Genomic DNA, 19,872 nt, shown 5'->3' with positions numbered 1-19,872 from the left:
GTCGGAGGCCGGCGCAGCCGCTCGAAGCTTGTGAGGCGCCCGAGGCGCCGAGCCCGCGAGAGCGGCGTCGAGGAGAGGCCGGGGGCAAGGCGAAGCTGGCCGAGTACGGGATCACGGCGGCGCCGGACCCGCTGGGCTGACGCCGTCCGGACCCACGACCGCCGGTCGGAGGCCGGCGCAGCCGCTCGAAGCTTGTGAGGCGCCCGAGGCGCCGAGCCCGCGAGAGCGGCGTCGAGGAGAGGCCGGGGGCAAGGCGAAGCCGGCCGAGTACGGGATCACGGCGGCGCCGGACCCGCTGGCCTGACGCCGGTCAAGGAACGGTTCCTTGGGCTTATCGATCACCCCGATGGGGCAGACTTTCGCGATTCGTCTTTCCGGGTGCGCTGACGTAGACTGACTCGTCGGCTCTTGTGCACCCGCATGTCCGCATGCACGCGTAAGGCGCACCAGGAGTCGATCAAGGTAGTCGATTCGAAGGGCGAAGCGTGGCCAAGAAGCAAGGTGCCATCGAGATCGAGGGCACTGTCGTCGAGTCTCTTCCGAACGCCATGTTCAAGGTCGAGCTCCAGAACGGCCACCAGGTCCTGGCACACATCAGCGGCAAGATGCGTATGCACTACATCCGCATCCTCCCTGACGACCGGGTCGTGGTGGAGTTGTCTCCGTACGACCTGACGCGTGGCCGGATCGTCTACCGGTACAAGTAGATCTTGCCCACGTCCCGCGTGAGCGGGGCCGCCGGCAACTGACCCGGAGAACCTCACATCCCATGAAGGTCAAGCCGAGCGTCAAGAAGATCTGCGACAAGTGCAGGGTGATCCGCCGTCACGGCCGGGTCATGGTCATCTGCGAGAACCCGCGCCACAAGCAGCGCCAGGGCTGACGCACGAACGACCGCACCCTCTGCACCGCTATCGCAGAGTTTCGCGCGACGCGAGCTGAATATGTTCATACGCAGGGCCCAAGCCGTCGAGGCGGCTTGACACCCCCGGTTCGGAGGCCGGGGACCCAGTTCGTACCTGACACGGCGGCTGGGAACCGGTTCTGTGGAAGACCTCCGAAGATCACCAGGAGCCATTGAATGGCACGCGTTTCCGGTGTCGACATCCCGCGCGAAAAGCGCGTGGAGATCGCCCTCACCTACGTGTTCGGCATCGGCCGGACCCTCTCGAAGCAGACGCTGGCTGCCACCGGTGTGGACCCGAACACCCGTGTTCGCGACCTCACCGAGGAGCAACTGGTCGCGATCCGCGAGTACGTCGACAACAACATCAAGACCGAGGGTGACCTCCGTCGCGAGATCCAGGCCGACATCCGCCGCAAGGTCGAGATCGGCACCTACCAGGGTCTGCGTCACCGCCGTGGTCTGCCCGTCCGTGGCCAGCGCACCAGCACCAACGCCCGTACCCGCAAGGGCCCGCGTCGCGCCATCGCCGGCAAGAAGAAGCCGGGCAAGAAGTAGTCCGCAGCGGACACCTGTCCACGGTCTTCGCTGTAGGACCGACCACCTCCCGTAGGAGTTAAAGGATGCCCCCCAAGGGACGTCAGGGCGCTGCCAAGAAGGTGCGCCGCAAGGAAAAGAAGAACGTCGCTCACGGCCACGCGCACATCAAGAGCACGTTCAACAACACCATCGTTTCGATCACCGACCCGTCCGGCAACGTGATCTCCTGGGCCTCCGCCGGCCACGTCGGCTTCAAGGGCTCCCGGAAGTCCACGCCGTTCGCCGCGCAGATGGCCGCCGAGTCGGCCGCCCGCCGCGCCCAGGAGCACGGCATGCGCAAGGTCGACGTGTTCGTCAAGGGCCCGGGCTCCGGTCGTGAGACCGCGATCCGCTCCCTGCAGGCCACGGGCCTCGAGGTCGGCTCCATCCAGGACGTCACCCCGACCCCGCACAACGGCTGCCGCCCGCCGAAGCGCCGCCGCGTCTGAGGCAGGGCCCGGCTTCGAGGATTCGGGCGGTACGGTCCCGTTCCGGGCCGTACCGCCCGTACCCTTGCAGTACCCGCACCCCTCCGGGTGCGGTGTGGTCGGGCGTCATATAGCGGGCGCCCCCGACTGAAGGATCTGATCCACACATGCTGATCGCTCAGCGTCCCTCGTTGACCGAAGAGGTCGTCGACGAGTTCCGCTCCCGGTTCGTGATCGAGCCGCTGGAGCCGGGCTTCGGCTACACCCTCGGCAACTCCCTCCGCCGTACGCTCCTGTCGTCGATCCCCGGCGCTGCTGTCACCAGCATCCGCATCGACGGCGTCCTGCACGAGTTCACCACCGTGCCGGGCGTCAAGGAGGACGTCACCGACCTGATCCTCAACATCAAGCAGCTGGTCGTCTCCTCGGAGCACGACGAGCCGGTCGTGATGTACCTGCGCAAGCAGGGCCCGGGTCTGGTCACCGCCGCCGACATCGCGCCCCCGGCCGGTGTCGAGGTGCACAACCCCGACCTGGTCCTCGCCACGCTCAACGGCAAGGGCAAGCTGGAGATGGAGCTCACGGTCGAGCGTGGCCGTGGTTACGTCTCCGCCGTGCAGAACAAGCAGGTGGGCCAGGAGATCGGCCGTATCCCGGTCGACTCGATCTACAGCCCCGTGCTGAAGGTCACGTACAAGGTCGAGGCCACCCGTGTCGAGCAGCGCACCGACTTCGACAAGCTGATCGTCGACGTCGAGACCAAGCAGGCCATGCGTCCGCGGGACGCCATGGCGTCGGCCGGCAAGACCCTGGTCGAGCTGTTCGGTCTGGCCCGCGAGCTGAACATCGACGCCGAGGGCATCGACATGGGCCCGTCCCCGACGGACGCTGCGCTCGCTGCGGACCTGGCCCTTCCGATCGAGGAGCTGGAGCTCACCGTTCGGTCGTACAACTGCCTCAAGCGTGAGGGCATCCACTCCGTGGGTGAGCTCGTCGCCCGCTCCGAGGCCGACCTCCTCGACATCCGCAACTTCGGTGCGAAGTCGATCGACGAGGTCAAGGCGAAGCTGGCCGGCATGGGCCTGGCGCTCAAGGACAGCCCGCCTGGATTCGACCCGACCGCGGCTGCGGACGCCTTTGGTGCGGACGACGACGCGGACGCCGGGTTCGTCGAGACCGAGCAGTACTGAGCGCTCCGCGAGGAGGCCGTACTGTGTCTGCGGGCCGGTTGTGGCTGGTCGCGCAGTTCCCCGCGCCCCTATGGGGCGCGGGTCTCCGACAGGCGACCGCCTGCTCGGATACTGACTCCGGTACCTGACACGGCCGGGGCAGACACACAGGAGAAGAACCATGCCGAAGCCCACCAAGGGTGCCCGTCTGGGCGGCAGTGCCGCGCACGAGAAGCACATCCTCGCCAACCTCGCGAGGTCGCTGTTCGAGCACGGCCGTATCACCACCACCGAGGCGAAGGCCCGCCGCCTGCGCCCGTACGCCGAGCGTCTGATCACCAAGGCGAAGAAGGGCGACCTTCACAACCGCCGCCAGGTGCTCCAGGTCATCACGGACAAGAGCGTCGTCCACACGCTCTTCACCGAGATCGGCCCGCGCTACGAGAACCGTCCGGGTGGTTACACCCGCATCACCAAGATCGGTAACCGCCGTGGCGACAACGCGCCCATGGCCGTCATCGAGCTGGTCGAGGCGCTGACGGTGCAGCAGAAGGCGGTCGGCGAGGCCGAGGCGGCGACCAAGCGTGCCGTCAAGGAGTCCGAGGCCAAGGCTGAGGAGACGAAGGCCGACGAGACCACCGAGGCGCCGGCCGAGGAGGCCGCTGCCGAGGAGTCGAAGGACGCCTGAGGTTCCACCTCGCGCTGAGCGGGTCCGCCCTTGCCGGGCGGGCCCGCTTTCGCGTACCTGAGAGGATGCCCACGTGAGTGACGAAGTACAGCCCGGTTACGTCCGCATCCGCCTCGACCTGTCCTACGACGGCACCGACTTCCACGGCTGGGCCAAGCAGGCCGGCGGCAGGCGGACCGTCCAGGGGGAGATCGAGGACGCCCTGCGTACCGTCACCCGCTCCGCGGAGACCTACGAGCTGACCGTCGCCGGGCGGACCGACGCCGGGGTGCACGCCCGGGGGCAGGTCGCCCATGTCGACCTGCCGCTGCAGGTGTGGGGCGAACACCGTGGGAAGCTGCTCAAGCGGCTCGCAGGACGGCTGCCGAGGGACGTCAGGGTGTGGGCCCTGCGGGAAGCTCCCAGCGGCTTCAACGCCCGCTTCTCGGCGATCTGGCGCCGCTACGCCTACCGGGTCACCGACAACCCGGGAGGTGTCGATCCGCTGCTGCGCCACCACGTCCTGTGGCACGACTGGCCCCTGGACGTCGACGCCATGAACGAGGCGGCCCGCGGGCTGCTGGGGGAGCACGACTTCGCGGCCTACTGCAAGAAGAGGGAAGGCGCGACCACCATCCGCACGCTGCAGGAGCTGAGCCTGGTGCGCGGAGCGGACGGGATCATCACCGCCACGGTCCGCGCGGACGCCTTCTGCCACAACATGGTGCGTTCGCTCATCGGCGCCCTGCTCTTCGTCGGCGACGGCCACCGCCCGCCCGACTGGCCCGCCAAGGTGCTGGCCGCCGGGGTGCGGGACTCCGCGGTGCACGTCGTACGACCGCACGGGCTGACCCTGGAGGAGGTCGGCTACCCGGCGGACGAACTGCTCGCCGAGCGGAACCGGGCGGCGCGCAACAAGCGGTCGCTGCCCGGCACGGCAGGGTGCGACGCCTGTTAGGTCGACCACTGCCGCGGAAGCGCGGTGGCCGGGGCGCGGCCCCGGCTACCGGTTCGCCGCCGCCGACGCCTGTGCCTCGCCGCGGCGGCGGATCTGGCGGAACGCGAACTCGGCCAGGTCGTCGCCGGCCTGGAAGACCTTGACGTCCTTGGTCGTCACGTCCTTGCCGTTGGTGAACCCGGCGATCGTGAAGTACGCGTAGCGGCCGTAGGAGTTGGTGGTCGAGCGGCAGATGGTCGTACGGCAGAACGGCGGCACGCCCTTGCCGGTCAGCGAGGTGAGGATGCTCTTGGCGTCCGCCTCCTGCCTGGCCTTCGTGGCCTTGGCCGCGGTGTCGAACAGGGCGACGCCGACCGTGACCGCGACGCCGTCCTTGCTGTAGGTGGCGCGGATGAGGCGGGTGCAGTCGTTCTTGCTGAGCACCGCGGGCAGGGTGCCCTGGACGGCCGACGCGCAGTTCGTGGTGGAGGCGGTGGGACCCTTCTTGTAGACGTTCGTGCCCATGGTCAGCTGGGTGCCGGGGAACAGCGTGTCCGCGCTGATGGGGGCCGTGTCCTTCTTGGCGCTGGATATGAAGTCCATCGGGTTCAGCGGCGGCGGGGCCGAGGTCGGCGCGAAGGACGGGGCGGCGTCGGCGCTCGCACTGGGGATGTTCGCGGTGCTGGGCAGGGCACTGGCCGGCCTGTTGGAGGCCTCGCTGCCGCCGTTCGCGGACACCACCGCCACGGCTACGGCGGCACCGACCCCGACCGTGGCCAGGGCACCGCCGACGATCATCAGCAGCCGGCGGCGCCTGTTGCGGGCCTCCGAGGCCTCGGCGAGCGCGGCCCAGTCCGGCGAACCGCTCTGACTGCCCCACTGGGGTTGCTGGGAACTCGGTTTCCAGGGATCCCACTGGGGCTCCCCCTGCCCATAACTCATGCGGCGCATCTTAGACGGGCCACGGGCACGCTTGTTCCCGTTCGGTAACCCCTACAGCAACGGCACAGTCACCGGCTCCGGGGCGCCGTCGCGGCGACGTCCCCGTTTTGACCCTTCTCATGGGCGCCGTTATCCTGGCTGTTCGTTGTGTGTATTGGCTTGCTCATTCTCACGTGAGGGGCCCTTACACCGGTCCACCGGGCCGATGACCAGCGACCAGCACGCGGCTTGCGTCACCGCTGTGCGGTCAGGGCTGTCGTGATCGTCTTCGGTGACCTTGTCAGGAACCTCACTGAAGAAGCGAAGGCTACGAACCGTGCGTACGTACAGCCCCAAGCCCGGCGATGTGACGCGTCAGTGGCACGTCATTGACGCGCAGGACGTCGTCCTGGGCCGTCTCGCCTCCACCGCTGCCACGCTCCTGCGCGGCAAGCACAAGCCCATCTACGCGCCCCACGTGGACGCGGGTGACTTCGTCATCATCATCAACGCGGACAAGGTCCACCTGTCCGGTAACAAGCGGACCCAGAAGATGGCGTACCGCCACTCCGGCTACCCGGGTGGTCTGCGCTCGGTCCGCTACGACGACCTGCTGGCGAACAACCCCGAGAAGGCCATCGAGAAGGCCGTCAAGGGCATGCTCCCCAAGAACTCCCTGGGCCGTCAGATGCTCTCGAAGCTGAAGGTCTACAAGGGTGACCAGCACCCGCACGCTGCCCAGCAGCCGGTGCCGTTCGAGATCACCCAGGTCGCGCAGTAAGTCCGGCCACCCCCTAAGACTGAAGAGAATCTGAGGAGAATCGTGGCCGAGACCACTGCCGAGCAGCCGCTCGAAGAGCTTGACATCGACAGCTACACCACCGAGACCGAGGTCCCGCTGGAGGGTGAGTACACCTCCGAGTCCCTCGCCTCCCGCTTCGGTGAGCCCCAGCCGGCCGCCGGCCTGGGCCGCCGCAAGAACGCCATCGCCCGCGTCCGGATCGTCCCGGGCACCGGCAAGTGGAAGATCAACGGGCGCACGCTCGAGGACTACTTCCCGAACAAGGTGCACCAGCAGGAGGTCAACGAGCCCTTCAAGGTGCTCGAGCTCGAGGGCCGCTACGACGTCATCGCCCGTATCGCGGGTGGCGGCGTCTCCGGTCAGGCCGGTGCGCTCCGTCTCGGTGTCGCCCGCGCCCTGAACGAGGCGGACGTCGACAACAACCGCGGCCCGCTGAAGAAGGCCGGCTTCCTGCGTCGCGACGACCGTGCGGTTGAGCGCAAGAAGGCCGGTCTGAAGAAGGCCCGCAAGGCTCCGCAGTACAGCAAGCGCTAGTCGCGTCCGCTGGTCACAGCGGGCGACCCCCTGCCTGCTGTGCGCATGCACGCATCGCCCCGGCGGCACGTTCCGTGCCGCCGGGGCGGTTCGTTTAACGGGGGACGGTGCTTATCACCGGCTTTTGGAGCTTATGGAGCAATCCCGACAGTCCTGGCGGGGGCTCCGGGGAAGCCATACAGGACAGGGCCGCGGTACGGGGGTCGACGGGACGTGTGACAGCGGGACCGTGTCGGCGGGATCGCGTCGACGGTATTACGTCGGCTGGACGTACGTATTCCGCTCCTGTCCGGTCACTCGGCATGAGCCGCACATTCGCAGCAAGTTCGGAGGACACCACAGTGGGACGACTCTTCGGCACGGACGGCGTGCGCGGTGTCGCCAACGCGGATCTCACGGCCGAGATGGCGCTCGGCCTGTCCGTCGCGGCGGCGCACGTACTGGCCGAGGCGGGCACGTTCGAGGGCCACAAGCCGAAGGCGGTGGTCGGACGGGACCCGCGCGCGTCCGGGGAGTTCCTGGAAGCCGCCGTGGTCGCCGGTCTCGCGAGCGCGGGCGTGGACGTGCTGCGGGTCGGCGTGCTGCCCACCCCGGCCGTCGCGTACCTGACGGGCGCGCTCGGTGCGGACCTCGGCGTGATGCTCTCCGCCAGCCACAACGCCATGCCCGACAACGGCGTCAAGTTCTTCGCCCGCGGCGGCCACAAGCTCGCCGACGACCTGGAGGACAAGATCGAGGCCGTGTACGAGGAGCACCGCACCGGCGCCCCCTGGGACCGGCCCACCGGGGCCGGGGTCGGCCGTGTGACGTCGTACCGCGAGGGCTTCGACCAGTACGTGGCCCATCTCCTGGGCGTCCTGCCGAACCGTCTGGACGGACTCAAGATCGTCCTCGACGAGGCGCACGGCGCCGCCTCCCGGGTCTCGCCCGAGGCGTTCGCCCGCGCGGGCGCCGAGATCGTCACCATCGGCGCGGAGCCGGACGGCCTCAACATCAACGACGGCTGCGGCTCCACCCACCTGGACAAGCTCAAGGCGGCCGTCGTCGAGCACGGCGCCGACTTCGGCATCGCGCACGACGGCGACGCCGACCGCTGCCTCGCCGTGGACCACACCGGCGAGGAGGTGGACGGCGACCAGATCCTCGCCGTGCTCGCGCTGGCGATGCGGGAACGTTCGGCGCTGCGCTCCGACACCGTCGTCGCGACGGTCATGTCCAACCTGGGCTTCAAGCTGGCCATGGAGCGCGAGGGCATCCAGCTGGTGCAGACCGCGGTCGGCGACCGGTACGTGCTGGAGGAGATGAAGGAGAAGGGCTACGCGCTCGGCGGCGAGCAGTCCGGCCACGTCATCATCCTCGACCACGCCACCACCGGTGACGGCACGCTGACCGGTCTGATGCTGGCCGCTCGGGTCGCCGAGACCGGCCGTACGCTGCGCGAGCTGGCCTCCGTGATGGAGCGGCTGCCGCAGGTGCTGGTGAACGTGCCGGACGTGGACAGGTCCCGGGTCGGCTCGTCCCCGGACCTGGCCGCCGCCGTGACCGAGGCGGAGCGGGAGCTGGGCGCGACCGGGCGGGTGCTGCTGCGGCCGTCGGGCACCGAGCCCCTGGTACGGGTCATGGTCGAGGCCGCGGACATCGACCAGGCGCGGTCGGTGGCCGGGCGGCTGGCCGATGCGGTGAAGTCGGCGCTCGGCTAACCGGTTTTCGTGGCACGCTCGCGCTGCCTCGCCCAGAACCACTTCTGGGCCAGCGGGGTGGGCGTGCCGGCGAGCACGATGCCGAGCAGGTTCAGCAGGAGCTGAACCGTCGAGCCGGCCGTCTGCCGGGTGTCCCCGTAGGCCAGTGCCACGGCCGCGTCGGCGGCGGCCGGGACGGTCGTCACGGAGACGGCGACGCCGACGAGGGCACCGGACTTGGCCGACGTCAGCGAGAGCGTGCCGGCCGCTCCGGCGAGCACGGCCACGACGAACGAGAACGCGTCGGGGGCGTAGACGAAGCTGGTGTTGGGCCGCGCGCCCTCCAGCTTCCCCCTGCGGAACAGGCCGACCGCGTCCATGAAGAGACTGAAGCCGACCGTCACCGCCATCGCCAGCGCGAAGCCACCGCGTCCGCGCCCTCGCCCGGCGCCTCCGCCTCGGCTTTCTCCGCGCTTGGACAGCGACAGGTCGATGGTCTCGACCGCGATGGACCCGGTGCTTTCGAGGCCCAATTCCTGGAGTGCGCTGAGGAGTTCGTCCGCGGCCTCCCGTGCGACGTCGCACAGCACGACGTCCCCGGCCGGGTTGCGGGCGGCACCCGGTATGACGACGAGGTGCGTGGTGCCGACCGTCCTTTCGATCAGACGCACCACCTCCGCCGTCCGCTCGGCCGGGTGATCAGGCGCAGATGCGACATGCCCGCAGGGTAGCCGTCACAGTTTCCGCAGGCTCAGCCGCTGCACCTTGTGGTCCGGGCCCTTGCGCAGCACCAGGGTGGCGCGCCCGCGGGTGGGGGCGATGTTCTCCACCAGGTTCGGTTTGTTGATGGTGCGCCACATCGTGCGGGCGTAGTCGAGGGCCTCCTCCTCGGCGACCTGGGTGTACTTGCGGAAGTACGAGGACGGGTCCTGGAAGGCGGTGTCGCGCAGCTTGCGGAACCGGTTGAGGTACCACTGCTCGATGTCCTCGGTGCGGGCGTCGACGTACACGCTGAAGTCGAAGTAGTCCGCGAGACCGACCCGGGTGCGGCCGTCCTTGCCGGGCAGGGCGGGCTGCAGGACGTTCAGGCCCTCGACGATCAGGATGTCCGGGCGACGCACGGTGAGCTTCCGGCCCGGGACGATGTCGTAGATCAGGTGGGAGTAGACGGGCGCGGTGACCTCGTCCTTGCCGGCCTTGATGTCGGCGACGAAACGGGTGAGCGCGCGGCGGTCGTACGACTCGGGGAAGCCCTTGCGCGACATCAGGCCCCGGGCCCGCAGTTCCTTGGTGGGCAGCAGGAAGCCGTCAGTGGTCACCAGTTCGACGCGTGGGTGTTCCGGCCAGCGGGAGAGGAGGGCTTGGAGGAGACGGGACACGGTGGACTTCCCGACGGCGACGGAGCCGGCCACCCCTATCACGAACGGGGTGCCGGCCTGGGAGCCCTGCTCCCCGAGGAAGGTGTTCAGGGCGCCGCGCAGGCCGTCCGTGGCCTTCACGTACAGGTTGAGCAGCCGGGACAGCGGCAGATAGATGTCCCGTACCTCGTCGAGGTCGATGACGTCACCGAGACCGCGCAGCTTCTCGACCTCCTCGGCGGTCAGCGGCAGCGGCGTCTTGTCGCGCAGCGCACTCCACTCGGCACGGGTGAGGTCCACGTAGGGAGTCGCCTCCGGCCTGGGCCGGTGGGCGCTCCGGGGCATCGAGGAGACCGGAGAGATCACAGTCCATTGTTAACGGAGTTTGAACGGGGTGGGGGGTGGGCTGCGTCACGTGGGCGCAGGGCACGCTCAAGGGCCCGCACTCTCGGCGTGCGGGCCCCGTGTCGGGGACTCCGAGGCTCCGGATGAAGATCACGTCCGCGTCACGGCGTCGCCGTGCGTCGCACCGCCCTCGCCGCGTCGGCCGCCGCCCTCGCTCTCCTCGCCACCGCCTGCGGCGGCTCCGGCGACAGCGACAGCGACGGCAGGGCCGGCGACAGCAAGTCCGCCCAGGCGGACAAGACGGCCTCCGCCGCTCCCGCCAAGGCGCTGGGCGCCGCCGGGTTGGAGAGGGCCGCGCTCACGCAGGCGGACGTCACGAGCGGGAAGCTCGTCACCAAGGTGCCGGCGAAGGACGACATCGCGAGGACAAGGCGAAGACGGACGACGCGGCCTGCACGCCGCTCGCCCACCTCCAGGTCGGCTCCTACGTCGGCAAGCCCTCGGCCACCGTGAAGCGGCAGTGGACGGGTGAGGCGAAGAAGCCCACCGCGGGAAGGAGTGCCGAGGACGCCATCCTCGCAGCCCTCGACCGGGCCAAGGTCGTGATCACGCTGGCCTCCTACGAGGACGGCGGCGCGGCGAAGGCCTTCGCCGACCTGAAGACGGCCGCGACGAAGTGCGCCGGCGGCTTCGCCTTCACCGTCGGGAGCGACAAGACCAAGGTCGGCAAGGTCACCGTCACCGCCGCGCCGCAGGGCGCCGACGAGGCGCCGGCCCTGACCAGCCTGGTGGACGCGATGAGGGCATCAAGGCCCCGGTGAAGGGCGTCGTCGTCCGCAAGGGCGCCACCCTCGCGTACTTCCCGGCCATCGACCTCGCCTCGCCCGCCACGGGCAAGGACTTCGACTTCCCCACGGAGATCGTCGACGCCCAGCTCGCCAAGCTCGGCTGAGCCGTCGCGGGAACCAGCCCACCGGGGGCGTTCGTACCCCGGTGGGAATTTCCGATTTCGGGCACGCGCAGGCAGGTATCGGCCGCCGTCGGACCGTAGGCTGCGGATCATGTGCGGAATCGTGGGTTACGTGGGATCGCAGTCGGCACTCGACGTCGTCATGGCCGGGCTGAAGCGGCTGGAGTACCGGGGCTACGACTCGGCGGGTGTCGCCGTGCTCGCGGACGGCGGACTGGCCGCCGCGAAGAAGGCCGGGAAGCTGGTCAACCTGGAGAAGGAACTGGTCGACCGGCCGCTGCCGACCGGCACAACGGGCATCGGGCACACCCGGTGGGCCACCCACGGCGCCCCGAACGACCCGAACGCGCATCCGCACCTCGACAACGCGGGCCGCGTCGCCGTCGTCCACAACGGGATCATCGAGAACTTCGCGCTGCTGCGCGCCGAGCTGGAGGAGCGGGGACACACCCTCGCCTCCGAGACGGACACCGAGGTCGTCGCCCACCTGCTCGCCGAGGAGTTCTCCGCGACCGCGGACCTCGCGGAGTCGATGCGGCTCGTGTGCAGGCGGCTGGAGGGCGCGTTCACGCTGGTCGCGGTGCACGCCGACGAGCCGGACGTGGTCGTCGGCGCACGCCGCAACTCGCCCCTCGTGGTCGGCGTCGGCGAAGGCGAGGCCTTCCTCGCCTCCGACGTGGCCGCGTTCATCGCCCACACCCGCTCCGCGATCGAGCTGGGCCAGGACCAGGTGGTGGAACTGCGCCGCGACGGCGTGACGGTCACCGGCTTCGACGGTCGGCCCGCCGACGTGCACTCGTACCACGTCGACTGGGACGCCTCGGCCGCCGAGAAGGGCGGCTACGACTACTTCATGCTCAAGGAGATCGCCGAGCAGCCCAAGGCCGTCGCCGACACGCTCCTCGGCCGTATCGACGCCTCCGGCTCACTGCGCCTGGACGAACTGCGGATCTCGCCCGCCGAACTGCGCGAGGTCGACAAGGTCGTGATCGTGGCCTGCGGGACCGCCTTCCACGCCGGGCTGATCGCCAAGTACGCCATCGAGCACTGGACGCGGATCCCCTGCGAGGTCGAACTGGCCAGTGAGTTCCGCTACCGCGACCCCATCCTGGACCCGCGGACCCTGGTCATCGCCATCTCCCAGTCCGGCGAGACCATGGACACCCTGATGGCCCTGCGCCACGCCCGCGAGCAGGGCTCCAAGGTGCTGGCGATCTGCAACACCAACGGCTCGACGATTCCGCGGGAGTCGGACGCGGTCCTGTACACGCATGCGGGGCCGGAGGTCGCGGTCGCGTCCACGAAGGCGTTCCTGACGCAGCTCGTGGCCTGCTACCTGGTGGCCCTGTACCTGGGCCAGGTACGCGGCACCAAGTGGGGCGACGAGATCCAGGACGTCATCCGCGACCTGTCGAGGATCTCCGACGAGGTCGAGCGGGTCCTGGAGACCATGGAGCCGGTACGGCGGCTGGCGCGCTCCCTCGCCGACAAGAACACGGTGCTGTTCCTGGGCCGGCACGTCGGCTACCCGGTCGCCCTGGAAGGCGCCCTCAAGCTCAAGGAACTGGCGTACATGCACGCCGAGGGCTTCGCCGCGGGGGAGCTGAAGCACGGGCCGATCGCGCTGATCGAGGAGGACCTGCCGGTGGTCGTGGTGGTGCCCTCGCCACGCGGACGCTCGGTCCTGCACGACAAGATCGTCTCCAACATCCAGGAGATCCGGGCGCGGGGTGCGCGCACGATCGTGATCGCGGAGGAGGGCGACGAGGCGGTCGTCCCGTACGCCGACCACCTGATCAGCATCCCGGCGACACCGACCCTGCTCCAGCCGCTGGTCGCGACCGTGCCGTTGCAGGTCTTCGCCTGCGAGCTGGCGACAGCCCGGGGCAACGAGGTGGACCAGCCGCGGAACCTGGCGAAGTCGGTGACGGTGGAGTAGATCGCGTGGGCGCCACCCCGGATCCGGGTGCCGGACCGGGGTGGCAGGGCCCCTGGTCAGCCGCGGGCGAGCCGCGCGCGGCGGTAGGCCCGGTGGGTGTAGCGGATCAGCACCGCGGCCGGCAGGACCGCGCGGGCGAGGATGCTCCACGCCGGATGCTCCTCGTCGGACAGGCGGACGACGGCGAACAGCAGCCCCAGCCCGAACACCACGTCCAACGCCACCATGAGGACCAGCCCGACGGGCCACCGCCGCGGCGCCGCCTTCCTGCCGTCACCGCCCCGGGCCGTCCGCACGGTGGTCTCCCGGGTCTCCCGCTTGCGCGGCTGCGGGATCTGTCCCGGATCACGGGCCGGCAGGGGGACGACCGCGGCGGCGGGGACGGCCGCGTCCAGTGCCGCGATCCGCTCGGCCGTGACGTCCTGGAACAGGGTCGGTTCGACGGCGACCCGGAAGCCGTCCAGGCCGGTCAGGACGCGGGCCCCGTCAAGGCGGGTGGTCATCGCGGCGCAGGCGTCGTACCGCACGGTGACCGGGCCGCCCGGCAGCAGCAGGCTCACGCCCTCGGTGCCGATGACGAGCGTGACACCGTCGTCCTCCAGTGACGGATGCCGGGTACCGGTGACCGCGGACGACGAGTACTGCGGGGCGGGCGTGAAGCCGGCCCAGTCGGCGCCCCGGGTGGGCACCTGCAGCAGGCCGTCGTCCCAGGCCGCGCGGGCGACCTCGCGCAGGTCCGCGACCGTGACCGCCGCCAACTCGGCCTTGAGCTGCTCGGGGGAGAGGATCCGGTGGCCGAGCAGCAGGCTGAGCGCGTACGACGGCAGCAGCGCGGCGCCGAGGTCGGGAGTCTCGTACTGCTTGAGCATCTTGCCGCGTGCGGAGTCCAGTTCGGCCTGCTCGATACGGCCCGCACACAGGCGGGCGAACGTGTCGACGAACCCGCCGACGACCGCAGCCTGCTTCCGGGGCAACGCGTCGGCGTACGCGGTGAGGGTGGCGAAGTCGGCGTCACGCGGGGTGTAGTCGGCCTCCGCCGTGTACGAGTAGCCGCCCTCCTGGCGCAGGTCCCGGAACAGGGCGCGGCCCAGGACGTCGGCGAAGACGGCGGCCGGGGTGGAGCGGCGCAGTACGGCGTTGAAGACGACGTGGCCGTCGTCGCCGCGGATGTAGGCGGGTGTGACGGGCAGCGCGCTGGACGCGGCCGGAGCCGGGATGCGCCGGCCGGCGGGCAGGGTGAGGTCCAGGCCGTCCGGTACGCGGTCGCTGGTGATCCACAGCACGGCGTTGTCCCGGGTGAAGCGGGTCTCGGCCCAGTTGCGTACCTGCTCGGCCGTCAGCCCCCAGGTGCCGAGTTCCTCGTAGCTGGACAGTCCGTGGCCCTGGGCGCCGTAACGCCACAGCGGCATCTGGGAGTTGACGCCGCTCGGGCGGCTCGCGGCCTCCGTGCGGAGGATCTCCTTCTCCGTCTCCAGACGGTCCAGCGGCAGGTCGCGCAGGGCCGCGCAGACGTCGTTGAGGTAGGCGACGACCTCGTCCTCGCCGCCGGTGACGTGGAAGAGGGTGTACGTGTTCGCCGTGGCGCCGTTGTAGTGGCCGTCGGACATGCCCAGGCGGTGCAGGGCGAGGTGTTCGACGAGGTGGGTGACGCCGGACGTGGCCAGGGTCTCGTCGGCACGCCCCACCCGGAAGAAGAGACCGGCGGTGATGTCGCCGGCGCGCGGGGCGTACAGCACGGGGATGCCCTGGACGGTGGTGTGGGCGACCAGGCCGTCGAGGGCGGCGAGTCCGGTGAGGTCCGCGGTCTCGGGTCTCATGGTCGCGTCGTGCGTGGTCATCTGTCCGTCTCCCCCTCAGAGCGTCGCCAGCGCGGCCGTGCGGTACTTCGCGAACCGGCTCTTCCAGTCGCCCAGGTACTGCCACGAGGACCTGGAGGCCGTGTTGCCCAGGGCGGCGAAGTGCCGGGCGGCGTCCTCGAGGTGGCCGCCGAGCGAGAACGCCAGGGCGAAGGCGCTGTGCCCGGTGATCCAGTGCCAGCCCGGGCGGTAGTCCGGGTGCAGCACGGACACCTGGGCGGCGTGGCGCAGGTCGTCGCGGACGGGCAGGCCGCGCATGTAGGCCGCGGCCTCGCTCCCGTCCAGCTCCAGCCAGTGTTCGATGTGGGCCTCGGCGACCAGGACCCCGGCGTGCGAGCCGTCCGGCGCGGCGCTCGCGCACTCCTGGGCGAAGCCGTGCGAGGCCTCCCACGACCCGCCCCACTTGGGGCACAGCTGCTGCAGCAACTGCGACTGCGCACGGAAGTGGTGCGGATGATGGGCCGACAGCCGGTCGTAGCGGCGCCGGGCCTCGGACTGCCCCAGCTCCAGCCCCCGAGCCGTCAGCAGCCGGGCGCTCCAGGCGGGGGCGTACCCGGGCTGCTCCGCGCACACCTCGATCAGCAGCTGCTCGGCCTTGCGCAGCCAGGCGTGGAACTGGTCGAACTGCTCCCGCGAGACGTGCTTGGCACGGGCGGCGCTGCGGATGCCCCAGCCGATGCGGATGTACCGCTCGGCGAGCAGTGTGGCCGGCAGCGGGTTGCCGGGCAGGGCCGCCGCGGCCTTCTCCAGGTACTCCTCGGTCCCGTCGATGTCGGCGAGGGCACCGACGGCGAAGGAGACCTTGTCGACGGAGTCGAGCCCGGTGAAGAAGTCCTGGGTGGCCGCCCAGTCACCGGCCCGCGCGGCGGCACGCAGCGGGGCGAGCTCGGGCAGCGCGTCGAACGGGTCGGTCACCGGCTCCAACGCCGTACTGGTACTGCTCATGCGTCCGCCCCCCTGGCGACTCCGGATGCGCTCGACTGCGCGGCGCGCCGACTGTTCCTTTAGGGCGCGTGTTCGAGCCTGCGCAGGCTAGCAGGCAGCTGTGACGTGAGGGGACTCGGTTTTGAGGGCTTCGACGAAGGTGGTGAAGGCGGCGGTGGGGAAGGAGAGGGTGGCTCGGGTCGGGGTTTTGGAGTCGCGGACGGCAACGCGAGTGGGGACGGTTGCGACCTCTACGCAGTCGTTGCCATCGCCGAAGCCTGAGTAAGAGGATTTCTGCCAGTTGTCGGAGGTGGTCATGGCAAGCCTCACATCTCCCTTGCCAAACGGCGAATGAGATCCCGTGACTTGCCAGTGTCAAGGGACGCGGACTCCAACCATTGGAAGAGTGTCCGAAAGCCCTCCAGCTCGGCCTCCGAGTGGATGTACTCGGCTCCGATCGGCGAGTCACAGACAATCGTGTCGAGTTTAGGGACAGTGGCGCCCGCGTACGCCATGCCGCTCAGGGCACCGGCGAATCCCTCCAGATCGAAGGGAATGACGCGCACGGTGATGTGCTCGGCTTCGGACAGCTCCAGGATCTGAGTCAGCTGCGCCTGTGACGCAGCGCTGTCGCTGGCTCGGATACGCAGGGCTGCCTCGTGGCTCACGGCCCTGTACGGGATCGGGTTGGGGCCTTGGATAGTGACCTTCCGTTGCATGCGGTGATCGACACGCAACTCAACCTCGTCTTCACTCGGTTCTGGGACCCGGTAGGAGAAGACGGCGCGAGCGTAGTCCGCGGTCTGAAGCCCGGTCGCGTGATCCTGCAAGGATCGTGCGCTGGGGACTACTCGCTGACGACCTGTCGTAGGGAGCCGGGGGAGCAGGTTCACCCGGACGCCCGTAATGCGTGTCGCCCTCACCCGGCGACGGTCCACCGGCCGAACTGCGACACATCCGGGAAATGTGTCGCACCTGCGGGGATCAACCACCTGCCCCGTGACCGCTCCGCAGGAGGGGTCCCGCCGTGGGGGATCCCGCGGAACACGCCGCGCTCCTGTCGCCCTCTCAGCCGATGGTGACGACACGCGCCCAGGGTGGCGGAGCATCCGGGACGTAGTCGGGGTTGTCCTCGTCCACGGCGCGGGCGGGGCGGGGGAAGAGGCCGACGACGGTGCGGCAGGGTGGCTGCGCGGAAGGCCACGGCGTCTGGCCGTCCGTCAGGGCGACGATCACGTCCGGGCGGGGCCGGGAGCGGAGGGCCCGGGCGAAACCGGAGCGCAGATCCGTTCCCCCACCGCCGACCAGTTCGATGTTCTCGGCGCGGCAGAGCGGCACGGCGACCCCGGCCGCCGCGTCGCAGGAGATCACCGAGACCAGGTCGCGCCGCCCGCCCACCGCCCGTGAGATCGCCGCCACCTCCAGCAGCGCGCTGCCCAGCTCCGCGTCGCTCACCGACCCGGAGGTGTCGATCACGACGCAGACCCGGGGCGGCGTGCGGCGCAGGCTCGGCAGCAGTACCCCCGGGACGGCGGCCGAGCGCCGGGACGGACGCCGGTAGCTGTGGTTCTCGCCCACTCCCGGCGCACCCGCCGCCGAGCGGACCGCCGCTCCCAGCAACTGCCGCCACGGCTGTGGCGGATGGAACGCCTCGACCGCCCATCGGCGCCACCCCTCGGGCGCGTCGCCCGGTCGGCCCTTGATCCCCTCCGCGACCCGGAAGCGGACCGCGTCCCGCTGCTGTCTGCTCAGCCCGTGTGCCCCGTCGGGTCCCAGCTCCCACGGCCGGTCCTGCCCGTCGGCACCGCTCCCGCAGTCCAGCCAGGCCAGGTCCGCGGCGAGCCCGGACATCGACGCCGTCCGCAGGTACTCCTCCATCAGCAGCCCGTCGGGCAGCCGCAAGAGCGAGGGCAGCACGGCTCCGGTAGGCAGAGGCAGACCGTCACCGTAGATGTCGTCGTTGATCTCGAAGTCGGCGGCGATGTTCCGCCGCAGCCTCCCCCAGTCTTCGGCCGCGAGGCCTTCCGTCTCGCTTCGCTCGCCCGGCCCGTGCTCCTCGTGCTCCCGCGCATACCGCTCACCACGCCCGTGGTGGTCGCGGAGGAGATGCGAGACCTCGTGCACCCAGACGCCCGCCAGCTCCTCCACCGGGGTGCGCGCCACGAAGCCGGGGGAGACGTAGCAGCGCCAGTGCGCGTCCACCGCCATCGTCGGCACCGACCGGTCCTCCACCACGTGCAGCGCGAAGAGCGCGTCGGCCAGGTAGGGACGGACCTTCACCGCGTGCAGCCGGGCGGCCAGCAGTTTGTCCATGTCCAGCGGGAGCCCGGGCCGGCCGGACGGCCCGCCGGATCCGGCCGGCGGGCTCGGCACCGTGGCCCGCACCGGACGCGGCGGCGCGGGCCGGGGCATCGGGCGCGGCAGCGGGCGCCCCTCCGGGCGCTTCGCGGCCCCCGTCATCGGCGCGCCCCCGTCGCACGCCCGGCGTCGGCCGGTGCCGTGGCCCGCCCCACCGACCGGTCCGCCCGCCGGGCGAGACCGACCACTCCGGCCAGCCGCTCCACCGCCTCCGGCACCTCCCAGTCGTCGCGCCGCAGCGCGGCCAGCGTCGTCGCGGGGGCGACCAGCAGGTCCGGGGCGCCGGTCTCCAGCGCCCGGACCAGCACCGCCCAGCCCGCCTCCCACCGCTCCCGCTCCGGCCGTGCCCCGACGGCAGCCACCACCGCCTCCAGGGCCGCCTGACGCAGATCACCCCGCGCGGGCAGCTCGGCGGACGCCGGATCGGCCAGCAGCGACTCCGGGTCCGGCAGGTCCATCCGGTCGAGATGGGCGAGGAGTTCGAGCCCCGGCCCGTCCCCCACCGCCCCCCGCACCAGCAGCGCCAGCACCTCCCGGGAGACGGAGGCCGCCGTGCCGAAGGCCAGCAGGGTCAACGCGGCCTCCCAGCTCCGGGGCGAGGGCCAGGCACCGCCGCGCCGTGTCTCGTCGCCCGGCAGCCGGTGGATCAGCGTCGGCCGGGCTTTCAGGAAGCCGCAGACCGCGCGCCGGGCGAAGGCCACTGCCTCCGCCAGCCGCTCCGGCGCCAGCGGGGGCAGCTCGGCCCGGGGCCAGACCCCGCCCAGCCCGCGTACCACCACCTCCCGGTCGTGCACCCAGTGCAGGTGCACGAAGCGGTTGGCCAGCGGCGGGCTCAGCTCCCATCCGTCCGCCGCCGACGCGCGCGGATTGGCGGCGGCCACGATCCGCACCCCCGGCGGCAGGCGCAGCGCACCGACCCTCCGCTCAAGGACCACTCGGAGCAGTGCGGCCTGGACGGCCGGTGTGGCGGTGGAGAGTTCGTCGAGGAAGAGCAGCCCCCGCCCGGCCCGTACGAGTTCCACGGCCCACTGCGGCGGCGCCATCGGCACCCCCTGCCTCGCCGGGTCGTCGCCCACGATGGGCAGCCCCGAGAAGTCGGACGGCTCGTGGACGCTGGCGATCACGGTCGTCAGCGGCAGGTCGAGGGAGGTGGCGAGCTGCGTCAGGGCCGCGGTCTTGCCGATGCCCGGCTCGCCCCAGAGGAGCACGGGCAGGTCGGCCGCGACGGCCAGGGTGAGCGCTTCGAGCTGCTCGTCGGGGCGCGGTTCGGTGGTGGTCGTCCGCAGGAGGGCCAGAAGGTCGTCGGCGAGGGCGAGTTGTGCGCCGGTTCCGGATGCGTCGGCGGGGGTGGGTGAGGGCATGCCGGCGGCCGGGGGTCGGGCGGGCAGGACGGTGCTGGAGGTCATGGGCATCACCTTGGGTCGGACAAGGGAACGGGAGGTCCCGTCCCGGATGTCGTGGGAGCGCGCGGCGCGCATTGCGCAATGGGGGAGCGGGAGGTG

22 protein-coding genes and 1 pseudogene are annotated in these 19,872 nt (G+C 70.8%); 14 read left to right on the top strand and 9 right to left on the bottom strand.

The features are described 5' to 3' along the window. Window positions 1-485 precede the first annotated feature (485 nt). From infA to truA, 7 genes are all read left to right on the top strand, one after another. On the top strand, window positions 486-707 hold the full coding sequence (gene infA, locus ACFYZJ_RS25250; protein WP_003948620.1) for a translation initiation factor IF-1: 222 nt from the start codon (window positions 486-488) through the stop codon (window positions 705-707). A gap of 62 nt (window positions 708-769) precedes the next feature. Next, the gene (rpmJ, locus tag ACFYZJ_RS25245; RefSeq protein ID WP_003998809.1) at window positions 770-883 is read left to right on the top strand and encodes a 50S ribosomal protein L36; all 114 of its coding nucleotides are present in this window, start codon (window positions 770-772) and stop codon (window positions 881-883) included. A gap of 198 nt (window positions 884-1,081) precedes the next feature. Beyond that, window positions 1,082-1,462, top strand: a complete 381-nt coding sequence (rpsM, locus tag ACFYZJ_RS25240) for a 30S ribosomal protein S13 (RefSeq protein ID WP_388571531.1) — start codon at window positions 1,082-1,084, stop codon at window positions 1,460-1,462. A gap of 65 nt (window positions 1,463-1,527) precedes the next feature. Next, window positions 1,528-1,932 carry a 30S ribosomal protein S11 gene (gene rpsK / locus ACFYZJ_RS25235; RefSeq protein WP_003956432.1) on the top strand — a complete coding sequence of 135 codons (405 nt, stop codon included), beginning with the start codon at window positions 1,528-1,530 and terminating at the stop codon, window positions 1,930-1,932. 146 nt (window positions 1,933-2,078) lie between these two features. Next, window positions 2,079-3,101 carry a DNA-directed RNA polymerase subunit alpha gene (locus tag ACFYZJ_RS25230; RefSeq protein WP_003966937.1) on the top strand — a complete coding sequence of 341 codons (1,023 nt, stop codon included), beginning with the start codon at window positions 2,079-2,081 and terminating at the stop codon, window positions 3,099-3,101. A 160-nt stretch (window positions 3,102-3,261) separates the two neighbouring features. Next, window positions 3,262-3,768, top strand: coding sequence for a 50S ribosomal protein L17 (gene rplQ / locus ACFYZJ_RS25225; RefSeq protein ID WP_388571529.1), 507 nt, complete (start codon window positions 3,262-3,264; stop codon window positions 3,766-3,768). A 73-nt stretch (window positions 3,769-3,841) separates the two neighbouring features. Next, window positions 3,842-4,705: a tRNA pseudouridine(38-40) synthase TruA gene (gene truA / locus ACFYZJ_RS25220; RefSeq protein WP_388571527.1), complete on the top strand. Its 864-nt coding sequence runs from the start codon at window positions 3,842-3,844 to the stop codon at window positions 4,703-4,705. Between the two features lie 45 nt (window positions 4,706-4,750). Here truA and ACFYZJ_RS25215 read toward each other — a convergent pair whose 3' ends face one another. After that, window positions 4,751-5,626, bottom strand: a complete 876-nt coding sequence (locus ACFYZJ_RS25215; RefSeq protein WP_388571525.1) for a hypothetical protein — start codon at window positions 5,624-5,626, stop codon at window positions 4,751-4,753. Window positions 5,627-5,942: 316 nt separating this feature from the next. Between ACFYZJ_RS25215 and rplM the strand changes: the two genes are divergently transcribed. The 3 genes from rplM (at window position 5,943) to glmM (ending at window position 8,641) form a co-directional block, all read left to right on the top strand. Next, window positions 5,943-6,386: a 50S ribosomal protein L13 gene (gene rplM / locus ACFYZJ_RS25210; RefSeq protein ID WP_103837532.1), complete on the top strand. Its 444-nt coding sequence runs from the start codon at window positions 5,943-5,945 to the stop codon at window positions 6,384-6,386. 42 nt (window positions 6,387-6,428) lie between these two features. Then, window positions 6,429-6,941 (top strand): 30S ribosomal protein S9, encoded by a 513-nt coding sequence (rpsI, locus tag ACFYZJ_RS25205; protein ID WP_103837531.1) that lies wholly within the window; start codon window positions 6,429-6,431, stop codon window positions 6,939-6,941. Window positions 6,942-7,282: 341 nt separating this feature from the next. Beyond that, the gene (glmM, locus tag ACFYZJ_RS25200) at window positions 7,283-8,641 is read left to right on the top strand and encodes a phosphoglucosamine mutase (protein ID WP_388571524.1); all 1,359 of its coding nucleotides are present in this window, start codon (window positions 7,283-7,285) and stop codon (window positions 8,639-8,641) included. Here glmM and ACFYZJ_RS25195 read toward each other — a convergent pair. Together ACFYZJ_RS25195 and coaA are read right to left on the bottom strand one after the other, a co-directional pair. Beyond that, window positions 8,638-9,338 (bottom strand): annotated as a pseudogene (locus ACFYZJ_RS25195) (DUF389 domain-containing protein). The gene glmM and the pseudogene ACFYZJ_RS25195 overlap by 4 nt on opposite strands. Before the next feature lie 16 nt (window positions 9,339-9,354). Next, window positions 9,355-10,323 carry a type I pantothenate kinase gene (gene coaA, locus ACFYZJ_RS25190; RefSeq protein ID WP_388571522.1) on the bottom strand — a complete coding sequence of 323 codons (969 nt, stop codon included), beginning with the start codon at window positions 10,321-10,323 and terminating at the stop codon, window positions 9,355-9,357. A gap of 174 nt (window positions 10,324-10,497) precedes the next feature. On the opposite strand from coaA, the gene ACFYZJ_RS25185 reads away from it, so the two are divergent. The 4 genes from ACFYZJ_RS25185 to glmS all read left to right on the top strand — a co-directional run bounded on the left by ACFYZJ_RS25185 (window position 10,498) and on the right by glmS (window position 13,232). Further along, entirely contained in the window at window positions 10,498-10,836 is a 339-nt protein-coding gene (locus ACFYZJ_RS25185; RefSeq protein ID WP_388571520.1) for a hypothetical protein, read from the top strand. After that, on the top strand, window positions 10,833-11,144 hold the full coding sequence (locus ACFYZJ_RS25180; protein ID WP_388571518.1) for a hypothetical protein: 312 nt from the start codon (window positions 10,833-10,835) through the stop codon (window positions 11,142-11,144). Before ACFYZJ_RS25185 ends, ACFYZJ_RS25180 begins: the two co-directional genes overlap by 4 nt. Further along, window positions 11,141-11,275 (top strand): hypothetical protein, encoded by a 135-nt coding sequence (locus tag ACFYZJ_RS25175; protein ID WP_388571517.1) that lies wholly within the window; start codon window positions 11,141-11,143, stop codon window positions 11,273-11,275. The genes ACFYZJ_RS25180 and ACFYZJ_RS25175 overlap by 4 nt, the downstream gene beginning before the upstream one ends. A gap of 109 nt (window positions 11,276-11,384) precedes the next feature. Then, the gene (gene glmS / locus ACFYZJ_RS25170; protein ID WP_388571515.1) at window positions 11,385-13,232 is read left to right on the top strand and encodes a glutamine--fructose-6-phosphate transaminase (isomerizing); all 1,848 of its coding nucleotides are present in this window, start codon (window positions 11,385-11,387) and stop codon (window positions 13,230-13,232) included. Between the two features lie 56 nt (window positions 13,233-13,288). Here glmS and ACFYZJ_RS25165 read toward each other — a convergent pair whose 3' ends face one another. The 6 genes from ACFYZJ_RS25165 to ACFYZJ_RS25140 all read right to left on the bottom strand — a co-directional run bounded on the left by ACFYZJ_RS25165 (window position 13,289) and on the right by ACFYZJ_RS25140 (window position 19,731). Next, window positions 13,289-15,070 (bottom strand): M16 family metallopeptidase, encoded by a 1,782-nt coding sequence (locus ACFYZJ_RS25165; RefSeq protein WP_388571513.1) that lies wholly within the window; start codon window positions 15,068-15,070, stop codon window positions 13,289-13,291. Between the two features lie 15 nt (window positions 15,071-15,085). Continuing rightward, window positions 15,086-16,033 carry a hypothetical protein gene (locus ACFYZJ_RS25160; protein ID WP_388571511.1) on the bottom strand — a complete coding sequence of 316 codons (948 nt, stop codon included), beginning with the start codon at window positions 16,031-16,033 and terminating at the stop codon, window positions 15,086-15,088. A gap of 87 nt (window positions 16,034-16,120) precedes the next feature. Next, the gene (locus tag ACFYZJ_RS25155) at window positions 16,121-16,330 is read right to left on the bottom strand and encodes a DUF397 domain-containing protein (protein ID WP_388571510.1); all 210 of its coding nucleotides are present in this window, start codon (window positions 16,328-16,330) and stop codon (window positions 16,121-16,123) included. A gap of 8 nt (window positions 16,331-16,338) precedes the next feature. Continuing rightward, window positions 16,339-17,121: a DUF5753 domain-containing protein gene (locus ACFYZJ_RS25150; protein WP_388571509.1), complete on the bottom strand. Its 783-nt coding sequence runs from the start codon at window positions 17,119-17,121 to the stop codon at window positions 16,339-16,341. Continuing rightward, complete coding sequence (locus ACFYZJ_RS25145; RefSeq protein WP_388571677.1) at window positions 17,081-18,325, bottom strand: VWA-like domain-containing protein; 1,245 nt, start codon at window positions 18,323-18,325, stop codon at window positions 17,081-17,083. The genes ACFYZJ_RS25150 and ACFYZJ_RS25145 overlap by 41 nt, the downstream gene beginning before the upstream one ends. A 143-nt stretch (window positions 18,326-18,468) precedes the next feature. Further along, window positions 18,469-19,731 (bottom strand): AAA family ATPase, encoded by a 1,263-nt coding sequence (locus ACFYZJ_RS25140; RefSeq protein WP_388571675.1) that lies wholly within the window; start codon window positions 19,729-19,731, stop codon window positions 18,469-18,471. Window positions 19,732-19,872: the final 141 nt, after the last annotated feature.

Source organism: Streptomyces sp. NPDC001848, from assembly GCF_042891915.1.
In the GTDB taxonomy this organism is placed as follows: domain Bacteria; phylum Actinomycetota; class Actinomycetes; order Streptomycetales; family Streptomycetaceae; genus Streptomyces.
The sequence above is the reverse complement of the archived record's forward strand: the minus strand, read 5'-3'. Positions and strand labels throughout refer to the sequence as shown.